The 13,162-nt window shown below is 39.7% G+C and carries 9 protein-coding genes; 3 read left to right on the top strand and 6 right to left on the bottom strand.

The window, feature by feature from the left end; translation table 11 throughout:
- The first annotated feature begins 150 nt into the window (after window positions 1–150).
- The gene (locus tag F1E73_RS05240; RefSeq protein WP_150451315.1) at window positions 151–2,472 is read left to right on the top strand and encodes an ATP-dependent helicase; all 2,322 of its coding nucleotides are present in this window, start codon (window positions 151–153) and stop codon (window positions 2,470–2,472) included.
- Between the two features lie 421 nt (window positions 2,473–2,893).
- Complete coding sequence (locus F1E73_RS05235; protein WP_150451314.1) at window positions 2,894–3,514, top strand: L-threonylcarbamoyladenylate synthase; 621 nt, start codon at window positions 2,894–2,896, stop codon at window positions 3,512–3,514.
- 182 nt (window positions 3,515–3,696) lie between these two features.
- Here F1E73_RS05235 and F1E73_RS05230 read toward each other — a convergent pair whose 3' ends face one another.
- From F1E73_RS05230 to F1E73_RS05220, 3 genes are all read right to left on the bottom strand, one after another.
- Window positions 3,697–4,545 carry an OmpA/MotB family protein gene (locus tag F1E73_RS05230; protein WP_086478275.1) on the bottom strand — a complete coding sequence of 283 codons (849 nt, stop codon included), beginning with the start codon at window positions 4,543–4,545 and terminating at the stop codon, window positions 3,697–3,699.
- Between the two features lie 102 nt (window positions 4,546–4,647).
- On the bottom strand, window positions 4,648–5,652 hold the full coding sequence (locus F1E73_RS05225) for a glycosyltransferase family 2 protein (protein WP_150451313.1): 1,005 nt from the start codon (window positions 5,650–5,652) through the stop codon (window positions 4,648–4,650).
- 144 nt (window positions 5,653–5,796) lie between these two features.
- Window positions 5,797–6,243: a type I restriction enzyme HsdR N-terminal domain-containing protein gene (locus F1E73_RS05220; protein WP_086478277.1), complete on the bottom strand. Its 447-nt coding sequence runs from the start codon at window positions 6,241–6,243 to the stop codon at window positions 5,797–5,799.
- Between the two features lie 26 nt (window positions 6,244–6,269).
- Here F1E73_RS05220 and holA point away from each other — a divergent pair, with 26 nt between their 5' ends.
- Window positions 6,270–7,271: a DNA polymerase III subunit delta gene (gene holA / locus F1E73_RS05215; RefSeq protein WP_086478278.1), complete on the top strand. Its 1,002-nt coding sequence runs from the start codon at window positions 6,270–6,272 to the stop codon at window positions 7,269–7,271.
- Between the two features lie 8 nt (window positions 7,272–7,279).
- Here the strand turns inward: holA and F1E73_RS05210 are convergent, their stop codons facing one another.
- The 3 genes from F1E73_RS05210 to F1E73_RS05200 all read right to left on the bottom strand — a co-directional run bounded on the left by F1E73_RS05210 (window position 7,280) and on the right by F1E73_RS05200 (window position 13,159).
- Window positions 7,280–7,642, bottom strand: a complete 363-nt coding sequence (locus tag F1E73_RS05210; protein ID WP_086478279.1) for a DoxX family protein — start codon at window positions 7,640–7,642, stop codon at window positions 7,280–7,282.
- A gap of 95 nt (window positions 7,643–7,737) precedes the next feature.
- A complete protein-coding gene (locus F1E73_RS05205) occupies window positions 7,738–10,149 on the bottom strand; it encodes an alpha-ketoacid dehydrogenase subunit alpha/beta (RefSeq protein WP_150451312.1) in 2,412 nt (803 codons plus the stop codon).
- Window positions 10,150–10,312: 163 nt separating this feature from the next.
- Window positions 10,313–13,159 (bottom strand): gluzincin family metallopeptidase, encoded by a 2,847-nt coding sequence (locus F1E73_RS05200; RefSeq protein ID WP_223883362.1) that lies wholly within the window; start codon window positions 13,157–13,159, stop codon window positions 10,313–10,315.
- Between the last annotated feature and the right edge of the window lie 3 nt (window positions 13,160–13,162).

Genomic DNA, 13,162 nt, shown 5'->3' with positions numbered 1-13,162 from the left:
GGTAATATTTATTGTTTAAATTGTATAAATATATCGAAATTTGCCAAGGATTTGGTAGTGGTTGGATTTTTTATTGAACCATCAACTTTTGGATAAGGCCAATAATGGTTACTTTCACCGATCCTTAAAGGACTAAAATTAAATAGACAGTTGGAGAAGTATTTAAATGAGTTGAATGAGGCCCAAAAAGCCCCTGTCCTTCATAAAGATGGACCCTTAATGGTGATTGCAGGTGCTGGCTCGGGAAAGACAAGGGTACTTACCTATCGCATTGCCTATCTTATGAATCAGGGGGTAGATGCGTTTAATATTTTATCCCTAACCTTTACCAATAAGGCAGCACGGGAAATGAAGAGTCGTATTTCCCAAATTGTAGGTTCGTCCGAAGCAAAAAACTTGATGATGGGTACCTTCCACTCGGTTTTTGCAAAGCTTTTACGTTTCGACGGTGATAAACTGGGTTACCCAAGTAATTTTACGATTTACGATACCCAAGATTCCCAGCGACTTATCGCTGCAATCATTAAAGAGATGGGATTAGACAGGGATATTTATAAGTATAAACAGGTGCAGAATAGGATATCCTCCTATAAAAACAACCTAATTACCGTAAAGGCATATTATAATAATCCCGATCTGATGGAGGCCGATGCAATGGCCAAGCGGCCGCGTATGGGAGAGATATATCAGAATTATGTGGATCGATGCTTTAAGGCTGGGGCCATGGATTTTGATGACTTATTATTGCGTACCAATGAGTTGCTTACCCGATTCCCCGAAGTGCTGTCTAAATACCAGAATAGGTTTCGGTATATATTGGTAGATGAGTACCAGGATACCAATCACTCCCAGTATTTGATCATTAAAGCCCTATCCGATAAATTTCAAAATATATGTGTGGTAGGAGACGATGCCCAAAGTATTTATTCCTTTAGGGGGGCCAACATTAGTAACATCCTTAACTTCCAGAAGGATTACGACAATGTGGGCATGTACCGATTGGAGCAGAATTATAGGTCTACTAAAAATATTGTAAATGCCGCCAACTCCATCATTGCCAATAACAAGAATCAATTGGAGAAAGTGGTATGGACGTCTAATGACGACGGACCCTTGATAAAGGTGCATCAAAGCCCCACCGATGCGGAGGAAGGTAGGTTTGTAGCTGGCTCTATTTTTGAGCATAAAATGCAAGAGCAGCTGCCTAATGGGCATTTTGCAGTTCTATATAGAACCAACTCCCAATCCAGGGCTATTGAAGACGCTCTTAGGAAAAGGGATATTCCTTATAGAATTTATGGAGGGCTCTCCTTTTATCAGCGCAAAGAGATAAAAGATGTTCTGTCCTATTTGCGTTTGGTAATTAACCCTAAGGACGAAGAGGCTATAAAGCGGGTCATTAACTTTCCAGCTAGGGGGATAGGTCAAAGTACGATGGATAAACTCACCGTTGCCGCCAATCACTATAACCGATCCATTTTTGAGGTTATAGAGCATCTAGATCGTATAAATCTAAAGATAAATTCTGGAACAAAGAGAAAATTGGCCGATTTTGTGAGCATGATTAAAAGCTTTCAGATAATGAACGAGAGTGAGGATGCTTTTGTATTGGCAGAAAATGTAGCTAAAAAAACTGGTCTCTTGCTAGAGTATAAAAAAGACGGTACTCCAGAGGGAATCGGTAAAATGGAAAACATTGAAGAGCTGCTGAACGGTATTAAAGATTTTGTAGAGGGTCAGAAAGAAGTAGCCGATGCCAAGGGAGATCTAGGGGAGTTTTTGGAAGATGTAGCCTTGGCGACCGATTTGGATAAGGATACTGGTGATGATGATAGGGTAGCATTAATGACCATACATCTCGCCAAAGGATTGGAGTTTCCGTATGTGTATATTGTAGGAATGGAGGAAGATCTTTTCCCTTCCGCCATGAGTATGAGTACTAGGAGTGAGTTAGAAGAGGAGCGTAGATTGTTTTATGTAGCCCTTACCAGAGCAGAGAAGCAGGCTTATCTCACCTTTACCCAGAACCGATACCGTTGGGGGAAGTTAATAGATGCTGAGCCAAGTAGATTTATTGAGGAGATAGACGAGAAGTATGTGGAGAACTTAACTCCCATTAAAAGTAATAGGTATACCCCGTTAATAGATGTTGATATTTTTGGGGATGTGGATAAAAGTAAATTGCGCCAGCATAAGCCGGTGCAGGGGACTCCGCCAAAAGGGAATGCTCCCAATGAGAACCAATTGCGCAAGCTACGCAAGTTAAAACCAACGTTAGACGTCCCTGTAGGAAACACCAATCAGGTAGATCCTGGGCTGGTAGAGGGGGCAAGGGTAAACCATACCAGGTTTGGTAGGGGGCAGGTTATTAAAATAGAAGGAGTTGGCAATGATAAAAAGGCAGAAATAAAGTTTGATAAGGGCGATGTTAAAAAGCTGCTGCTCCGTTTTGCTAAGTTAGAATTACTTTAATCCATTGCTGTTAGACCTCGCTTTTTAGGTCTTCTTCGGGGAAAAGCTGCTTTTAGAAAATAACGCTGTATATTAATATTTCCCCATGAGAGAGTACAGCTGGTACGACTCTCGTGGGGAACGCTGTAGGTGTTTATGTTCTAATTTTTTAGCAGCCACTACTTTTAAATGAGGTGGTTATATAAGCAGGCAATAAATAGGAGGTAAAGGGCGGATGTATATTTGAGAGTTTAGGCATTGTCCCTTTTATGAGGCCTTCGCAATGCTATGGAATCCAATTCCTAGTATTGGTAGCATCCTGTGGCACCAAGTGGGAGTCATGCTCAGGTATATACCACTGGTTAGGGATGTTAGAACACATCACTGGTCTATATTTAAATTAATTATCTTTATAAACCAAAACGTCTATTCTAATTTTAATATGTCTGAATTCATTAAAATTTACCCAGAGAATCCCAATCCTAGGGAAATTAACAAGGTAGTGAAGGTGCTTCGCAAAGGAGGCTTAATTATTTATCCAACGGATACTGTTTATGGTTTGGGGTGTGATATTACCAATACCAAAGCTTTGGAAAAGATTGCCTGGATAAAGGGGGTGAAATTGGCCAAAGCAAATTGGTCTTTTATCTGTGCGGATTTAAGCAATATGTCAGACTATGTCAGGCAAATTGATACCGCTACCTTCAAGATACTAAAAAGGGCATTGCCTGGTCCGTATACCTTTATTTTACCAGGGAACAATAGCCTGCCAAAGGCTTTTAAGAATAAGAAAACAGTGGGGATTAGGGTTCCAGACAACTCCATAGCTAGGACTCTAGTGGAGGCTCTAGGCAACCCAATAGTTTCTACCTCTATTAGGGATGAAGATACGCTATTAGAGTATACCACCGATCCAGAACTGATTTATGAAAAGTGGAAGAACCTAGTGGATATTGTTATAGACGGAGGTTATGGGGACAACGTAGCTTCTACAGTAATAGATTTATCCCAAGACGAACCAATTATCGTTAGGGAAGGAAAGGGGAGTTTAGATGTTTTATAAGTGGTGGCGCTTGGTGGTTTCTTTTGCTATCAACAGCCGTTAATTTTAGTGCCTACTTCTGTTGGGTACGGTGTCATATAATTAATTTAGTGGGAGGTATATTTTTCAGCTTGAACTTATCAAAATAATAGTCAAAAAAAAGCGACCAAATTGGTCGCTTTTTAATTTTATAACTATTCTGCTTAGTTAATTGCAGGATCTTTCATTCCTTCTTCGATCATGCTATAGAACTGATCAATTTTTGGAAGTACTACTATACGAGTTCTTCTGTTCTTGGCATTATCAGTAGCTGATACAGGTAGGTACTGAGACCTACCAGCAGCAGTCATACGTTTTGGGTCTACGTTGTAATCGTTCTGTAGGATACGTACAACAGAGGTAGCACGCTTAACACTTAAGTCCCAGTTATCCAATAACACACCACTTCTGTAAGAGCGAGGGTCAGTATGTCCTTCAACCATAAACTCAAAATCTGGCTTATTGTTTACTACCTGAGCAACTTTTCCTAATACTTCTTTAGCTTTGTTGGTAACGGTATAGCTTCCGCTTCTAAACAATAGCTTGTCTGAAATAGAAACAAATACAACTCCTTTTTCAACACTGATTTCGATATCCTCATCATCCAAGTTTCCAAGAACACCTTTTAAGCTTTGTACCAAGGCAAGGTTCACAGAATCCCTTCTTGTAAGTGCGTCGTTTAATTTTCTAATAGTAAGATCTTTTTCCCTTAAGCTCTCCAAAGATCTCTCTAAGTTATCGGCTCCTTTAGTAGTAAGGGTGGTAAGATTACCCATATTGTTGATCAAATCTTGATTGTTCGCTTTCAAGAATGCGTTTTGTTCTTCTAAGGTCTGCATTTTAGAAAGAGCCGCAGCCTTATCCTCCAAGCAAGTATTAAGTTTAACGGTGGCAGAGTTAAGCAAATCTTGTGTTTCTTTTGCCTTTGCCTCTAGATTAGCGTACTTCTTCTGTGAAACACAGGAGGATAACAATAACGTTGCTCCTAAACAACTTAAAATAATTTTCTTCATAGTGATTCTAATAATTATTAATGGTTTTATGATACTATTCTACTGCGGTTGTAGTCGAAGCCAAAAATATATAAAAAGTCCACATTTAATAGGCTATTTTAGTTAATCTTTTACTAAAATGTTAAAGAATTTAATGTGTTTAATGAAATGCGACCAAACAATGGAGGTAGTGCTATAATATCCCTCTATAAACGAATGTCGTTCACGTTTTTTGAACATACTATTAAAGTTCTTGTAAAAACTGAAATGTGCTTGTACAATGGCCCAACAATGCTTTGGTTTTCCCTGTAATACAAATCGTATCCCAGCAATTCCATCCAATATAAACCGTAAAAAGATGATGGGAAAGCTTTTGTGGGGAGGTAAGTTTTTAAGAATGGAAAATAAGGAGTTTCTAAAGTTAAGAAACGTTTTTTTGGGGTTCATATTACCTAGGGTAGATCCTCCTAAATGATAAATTTCGGAACTGCCTACATAATAAACTTGATGTCCATTGTTTTTGGCCCTCCAACACAAATCTATTTCTTCCTGATGTGCAAAATAAGCTTCATCAAAACCCTTCAGCTGATGAAACACCTCGCTTTTAATAAACATGCAGGCACCCGTTGCCCAAAAAATCTCTATGGTATCATTGTACTGGCCACGGTCTTCCTCTAGTTCCTGAAAAATGCGTCCCCTACAAAAAGGATATCCAAATTTATCTATAAATCCACCTGCTGCTCCTGCGTATTCAAAATAGGTCTTTTTATTATAGTCTAAGATTTTAGGCTGAATGATAGCGGCATTTGGATTATTTGAAAATTCGCTGATAATGGGCTTCAACCAGTCCTTGCTTACCGCTACGTCGGAATTAAGCAAACAATATACATCGGCCTTTACGTGACGCAAGGCATCGTTATAACCCTTTGCATATCCACCATTGCTACTGTTTTGAATAATGGTAATCTCCGGATAGTTCTCCTTAATGAAGGCTATGGAATTATCGGTAGAGGCATTGTCTGCCACATAAATATCTGCCTCTTTTGAAAATGAGGTTACTGAAGGCAAAAACTTCTCCAGAAGTGCTTCCCCGTTCCAATTTAGTATTACAACTGCAATTTTTAACATGTAAGGACTCCCAGTGTACGTTAGGGGATTTTTTAGGTTTGATTAAGGGCGCAAAATAAAGGATTTTTTTATAAGTGAGTGGTTTCTGCGTCAAAGGTGTTACCCTGGTACCCATTTTTCCTAATAAATGCTTGCCCTACCCTCCTAGGGGGTATAATTAGGAATGGTTTTAAGAAAAGTGTACAGTTCATCCTCCAAATCCATTTGGCAATAATAATGATTTTGGCCGTTGGTAACCATGAGGTATTTTGCATTGAGCTGAAGGTTGTATCGGGCAATTTGATCAAAAACATCTTGGGATATGTTGATTTGTGGAGCTTTACATTCTACCAGCAGCAGGATATCGCCATTGGGGCGAAACACCACCACGTCATAGCGCTTTTTTAAATTATTGACCAAAAGTTGCTTTTCAACATTGATGTGGCTCAAGGGATAATTTTTCTCATTTAACAAATAATGGACCACGTGCTGTCGCACCCATTCTTCTGGTTGAAGGAGCACGAATTTTTTGCGGATGACATCAAAAATATAGATTTTATTTTCCCTATTTTTGAAGCGAAACGAATATGTTGGAAAGTTTAATGGCACCATAATGCAAAGTTGAGGATATTTTTTAAATGGATGAGGTTAAAAAGATAGTAGGTGATATAAAAAGAGGAAATATAGCCCCCATATATTTACTAACAGGGGAGGAGCCTTATTATATCGATAAAATTTCGGAGTTTATAGAAAAGAACGTCCTTACCGAGGAGGAACGCGGTTTTAATCAGGTGGTCCTTTACGGTAGGGAGGTAAGCGTTGAAGATATTGTAGGTAATGCCAAGCGATATCCCATGATGGCCGAGAGACAGGTGGTGGTGGTTAAGGAGGCACAGCATTTGTCTAGAACTATTGAAAATTTAACTTCTTATGCGGCCAATCCACAACCATCTACCGTATTGGTGCTTTGTTATAAGTACAATAAACTGGACAAGCGTAAAAAACTATACAAGGCCATTAAAAAATCTGGAGTAGTTCTTGAAAGTAAAAAGCTTTACGAGAACCAGGTGGCAGACTGGATTAAGAATGTGCTAAAATCCAGGGGGTACGATATCACCTTTAAGGCATCCAATCTGTTGGTGGAGTTCCTAGGAACAGATTTGGGGAAGATAGACAAGGAGTTAGAGAAGTTATGTCTGGTTGTACCCAAGGGCTCGCAGATTACACCAGAGGCCATTGAAGTGAATATAGGAATTAGTAAAGATTATAATAATTTTGAATTAAAGCGGGCCATTGGGGAAGGCGATGTGGTGAAGGCCACAAGGATTATCAATTATTTTGGCCAAAATCCTAAAGACAATCCCTTTGTGTTAACCATTACCCTGCTTTATTCCTTTTTTAATCAGCTATTAACCTATCATGGATTAAATGACCAATCCCCAAAAAATGTTTCCAAGGCCTTGGGAATAAGACCCTATTTTGTGGAGGAAATCCAGATCGCAGCCAGAAATTTCCCGATGAGAAGGGTTAGTGGAATTATATCCGAACTCAGGGAGCTAGATCTAAAAGGGAAAGGAGTAGGCGCTAGCATCTCCCAACAAGACCTTTTAAAAGAATTGTTGGTTAAGATTTTTCGATAGCGATATGGCTATCTTTTATCCAAACTGAACTTCCCCGGACCCAATAGTAAAATACTGCCAAAGCCTACCAAGAAGAGAAGTGCTTTTTCCTTTACCGATAAGGGATCTTGGGCGTGCACAATTAATAAGGCTACCAACATAGTTATTATGGTAGGTACGGTGGCCCAACGGGTTCTAATACCTATAATAACTAGAATAGGGCAAATAAACTCCCCGATGACGGCTAAAACCAGGGAGGGGGCAGCTCCGATTCCCAAGGGGTCACCAAACTCAAAATTACCTTGAATAAGTTTAAGAAATTTAGGGATTCCGTGAGTTAGCATTAATACAGCGAAACCAACTCGTAATAGTAATAGGCCAAAATCTTTCATTGGGGGACTTTAGTTTAGGTTATTTCGGACTAAAAATAATTAAATGTTCATAAAAAACTAAGGTTTCTTCTAAAATTATCCCAAACAAGGGATGACTATCTTAATTTCGGAAATTTATTAGGGTTGGTTTCCCGCATGATGGAATAGACCTTTTCAAAAATATCCTCCGCATTTGGTTTGGAGAAATAATCCCCATCCGTAGCGTATGCCGGCCTATGGGGCTTAGCAGTGAGAGTTTGTGGGGCACTGTCCAAATATTGATAAGCCCCCTGCTTCTCTACAATTTCGTGGATTAGATAGGCAGAACAACCACCTGGGACGTCCTCGTCGATCACCAATAGTCGATTGGTTTTTTTAATACTTTTAAGCATGTCTTGGCCCAGATCAAAAGGCAGTAAGCTTTGTGCATCTATCACTTCGGCATCTATTCCTACCTCTTGGAGCTCTATGGCAACTTGCATAACAATACGCAAGGTAGATCCATAGGAGAGTAGGGTAATATCGTTTCCTTCCTTTACGGTTTCCACCACGCCAATGGGAGTGCAAAGTTCTCCTAGGTTGTTGGGTTTGTCCTCCTTTAGGCGGTACCCATTAAGGCTTTCAATTAATAGGGCAGGTTCATTACCTTTCATTAAGGTATTGTAAAAGCCAGCCGCTTTGGTCATGTTCCTTGGTGTTAGAATATACATGCCTCTTAATAAATGGATCAATCCGCCCATTTGTGACCCAGAATGCCATATACCTTCTAGCCTATGTCCCCTAGTCCGAACAATTAACGGAGCGCGTTGTTTGCCCACGGTTCGGTAAAGTAGGGTGGCTAGGTCGTCCGTTAGGGTATAAAGGGCATAGAATATATAATCTAAATATTGAATCTCGGCAATAGGACGTAGTCCTCTCATGGCCATTCCTATTCCTTGGCCTATTATGGTTGCCTCCCTAATGCCGGTATCTGCAACCCTAAGTTTGCCATATTTTTTCTGTAGACCTTCCAAGCCTTGGTTTACATCCCCAATGGCTCCAGTATCTTCCCCGAAAATCAATGCTTCCGGATATTTATCAAACAAGTGATCAAAGTTGTCCCGTAGAATAACCCGGCCATCTACCGCTATAGGGTCTGGATCGTAGGTGGGTTTTACTTCAGGAACATGAAGGGCACTATTTTCTTGCTCATTGTAGAGGAAGGTGCTAAACTTAGCCTGGGATTCTTCCAGAAAACTGTCGGTCCATCTAGCTAAAGCTTCCTTCTCTTCGCTTGTTTCACCTAACAAATAGCGCATGGCTCTTCTTGCCGTAGATGCCAAGTCTTTTTTAATGGGCTCTTCCTTGGCAATCAAATCGTTTTTTAGCTTGGCTATAAAGTTTTTATTGGGGCTAGTATTGGCAACATTGTTTAATAGGTTTACCAAGGTTTTCTTATGTTCCTTGTGTGGGGAAAGGAATTCTTCCCATGCTTCCTTTCTCGCAGACCGCACCTGTCTTTTAATATTCTTTTCAAGTGCCTGTAATTCTTCTTCTGTGGCAATCTTATTGGCAAGGATCCATTCACGGTATCGCTTGTTGCAATCGTTTTCCCTTTCCCAGGTTAATCGGTCCTCACTTTTATATCGTTCGTGAGATCCGGAAGTGGAATGTCCCTGTGGTTGGGTAAGTTCAGTAACATGGATAATCACAGGAACGTGTTGTTCCCTAGCTATATCCGCAGCATTTTCATAAGCGTGAATCAGTGCGGTGTAATCCCAACCCTTTACCTTGATAATTTCATATCCATCATCCTTCTTATCTCGTTGGAAACCAGCTAAAATCTTGGAGATGTCCTCTTTGGTTGTTTGGTGTTTGGCATGGACGGAAATACCGTACTCATCATCCCAAATACTAATCACCATGGGTACTTGTAATACCCCTGCAGCATTTATTGTTTCAAAGAAAGCTCCCTCACTGGTACTAGCGTTTCCTATGGTACCCCATGCAACTTCATTTCCATTTACTGAAAACCGATCGCTATTGATGCCTTTAACATTCCTATAGATCTTAGAGGCTTGTGCCAAACCTAATAGGCGGGGCATCTGGCCCGAGGTACAAGATATATCCGCACTACTATTTTTTTGTTGAGTTAGGTTTTTCCAAGTACCATCTTCATTTAAACTGAAGGTGGTAAAGTGTCCGCCCATTTGCCTTCCAGCACTCATGGGGTCCTTGGTGATATCGGTAGTGGCATAAAGACCGTGGAAGAACTGTTTTGGGGAAAGAAGTCCCAAGGCCATCATAAACGTTTGGTCCCGGTAATATCCACTTCTAAAATCACCATCCCTAAAGGAACGCGCCATGGCGAGTTGCGGTAGCTCCTTCCCATCACCAAAAATACCAAACTTGGCCTTTCCGGTCAGTACTTCCCTTCTTCCCAATAAGCTACACTCCCTGCTGGTAATTGCAATTTCGTAATCCTTTAGAATTTGAATTTGAAAATCATCAAAAGAAATATCGCTGCAGGTTTCGGAATCTATCTTCATTTTGGATATACATGGTTTTACGCAAAAGTATCAAATCATTATGGGTTTTGCAACCAATAAAATTCGATACCTCTTAATAATTCCCTAATATTTAGGGAATTGTAAAAATATTTGTTATCAATATCTCAATAAAATTCGCTCAAACTAAGAATATGGCAATGATTTAAAACCATTTCCTTGTAAATAGTCCGGTTAGTGTACGCGGACTAAAGGTGATGACGAATCTTATTTTTTGATCGTAATTGGGTTGGGCAATTTCCCATCCATTGCTAGAGTATACAGGGAAATAGAGTTCAAAGTAATCGGTTAACAGGTTTAGCCGCACGCCGGTATCATAAACAAATTGTTCTTTTATACCTCTGTTTTTTAACATACCAAGGTCTCCATAGAGCTCTACCCATCTCCAAAGGTTGACACTGGAATTTATGGTGGCCATCCAATCATTGGCAAATGGATTCTCAAATTTTGATTTAAACCCTCCTTCAGCAACAATGATTTGTTGGCTATAAATCCCCGTCCCTTCAGATCTTCCCAAATAATTATAGTCAAAAAGATAATCTGTAGGCCGATCCAATGAAAAACTAAAGAAATCTGAGCTGCCAGCGGTTTTGTTTCTCAAAAATTTCCCTGCAAAGAATCGTATATTAAATTGTGTGTTATTCTGAAATAGCTTGCGGTATTCCATTTCGTAGGCCAACTTGGTAAACAGATTGGATTGCTGTGCGTCTAGGGACCACGATAGATAGTTAAGAATGTTATTGGTAGTATGGGTATACTTTGCATTTAGTACATTGTAATCTGGATCCGTCTCAAAATCTATATTGTCTAGACTGCTGTCTCTGGTCCTAAACACATTGACGGATCTTAATACTAGGGTGTTGCGTTTGTTTAGTAGTAAGTTATCTGGCCTCCATCCAAAGCCTATGCTGGGGCTTAGGGTGGTGTAGCGCGAATTTTTTTGGTAGTGGCTGGTATATCCCCTTAAGGAGTAATTGGTAACGTATAATCCACTTTTCCCGTGATATTGTCTAAAGTTAAAACTTCCGTACCCCACAAAGGTTTTTTCGTTGGGTGCATAGGAAGGAGCTACATCAAATACAAAGGGTCGCTCTAATAAAGTCTTATTGTGAAGGCGCATTCCCGGAGAGAGTCCGTCATATTTGTTGAATCCTATTACAGGAACATAAAACACCTGATTAAAGTACGGGTCTTCCGCATCTTTAAAGAATTGAAGTTTTAACCGTTTATTGCTGGAAAAAAAGCCATTAAGGGATTTCCAATTATCGCGTTGGTTAAATTCTGGAATGGTTTGGTCATAGTTTAATACCAAACGCTCTTCGGCCTTATAGGGAATATACAGCGTTTTTTCGTCGGTGATATCGGTAAACCAATATTGTGAGATTACGGAATCATTTCTAATGCCAAATAAGGAAATGGGTACATTAGTCCCTTGTTTGTTTTTTAAGGTCACCGCTAAGCTGTCGCCACTTCTGTTGACCCTTTTAATCTTGAAATCTATTTTTTTGGTGGTGGACACATATTCGTCAAAAAACCAATTGATATCCTTATCCGAATTTTCTACTACCATAAATTTAAAATCGGCTGCGGTGGATTCCTTTAACTTATAGTATTCATAAAATTCTCTAACACTTTGGTCTACTTTCTTTTTACCGGTATAATCCGCTAAATAGGCCAAACCTAAACCTGCTTTGTACCGGTTCGCTATTTTTTGGTTGAATTTGATTAGGGAATCATTGGGGGTGGTTAATGCTTGGTCTACATTTCTTCTGGCAGATAACATATGCAATAACGGATACTGTTCGTTAAATCCCATCTTAGCTAGATGAAAGTTTCGAATACCCCAAATTCCCGATAGTTTTCCCAGTAATTTTTGATCTGGATAATGTTGCTCTACAAAATTAATCATCAGATAATTCGTAATGGCGTCTGTTACCCATTTTTCTTTTCGGGGATCAAGGTACATGGTCTCCTTTAGGAAGCTGTTGAGGGCTGTTTTCAGAAATTTCATTTCAAATTGAAACTGCTCCTCGTAGGGTCTGATAAATTTTGGCAATTGATTTATACCATATAGGGGTTCCTTGTCATAATCCCATTCACTAACCAATAATTGTTTATGGGGAAATTCCCCGAGACTTTCCTGAAGGAAACTGGAGATGCGGTTGATAGAAATTCCAGCGGATATTTCATCGTAATTAATAGATTCTAAATCCGTAATAAACGTTAGCCCTGGGGTTACATGCTTGGTGAAACGTCGGTTTGGAACAATAATTAGCTCACCACCCTTTTGATCCGTACCTATTAGGGTATGCGTTTGCATATTGCCTTGGGTGGATTTTTGGGAAGTGTGAAAATTGGAGACTAGATAGAGATCCTTGGGAAAAGTAAATGTAATGGTAGTATTGGTGATTTCGGTATAGAGATCTTCCAAGTTTTTGTTGGAATACAGATGCCATTCCCCATCATATACTGCTGGGGTTAAATACCAATCTTTTAAAAAGTATTCCCGGAGGTTGCTATACCCATATGGGGTAAATTTATTGGGGGGTAATTTAACCTTGTAGGTAATAAAAAATTGAAGCGACGTTTCTGGTGGCAAGGGGGCATTTAGATCTATCCTTACAATGTCTCGGGCAGGTGAATGCTCCCAAGTTAACCCCAGATGGTCATAATCTACCGCACTGATGATGGTAGTGTATCCCCGTTCTTCCGCTTTTGCCAAATGCAGGCTTTTTTTAAACTCTTCAGCAAATCTTTTGGCCAATACCGTATTCTTGTCGGCATAAGCACTTGCCCAATCATTGAAATAAAGAGTGTTTAGAGTGTCTTTGGATTGATTGTAATAATTAATTTCTTGCTGGATGCTGATTACATTTGTTGCTTCATCCAACGATGCTATTATCCTGTTGCTATGCTGGGAGTACCCCAGATAGCACCAGGATAATAATACAATCACAAGGGCATATGTTGGATTCTTTGACAAATTCTTCAAGCA

Origin of the sequence: Arenibacter lacus (assembly GCF_008711145.1) — a bacterium.
Classification (GTDB): domain Bacteria; phylum Bacteroidota; class Bacteroidia; order Flavobacteriales; family Flavobacteriaceae; genus Arenibacter; species Arenibacter amylolyticus.
This window is presented reverse-complemented; position numbering and strand designations above follow the sequence as displayed.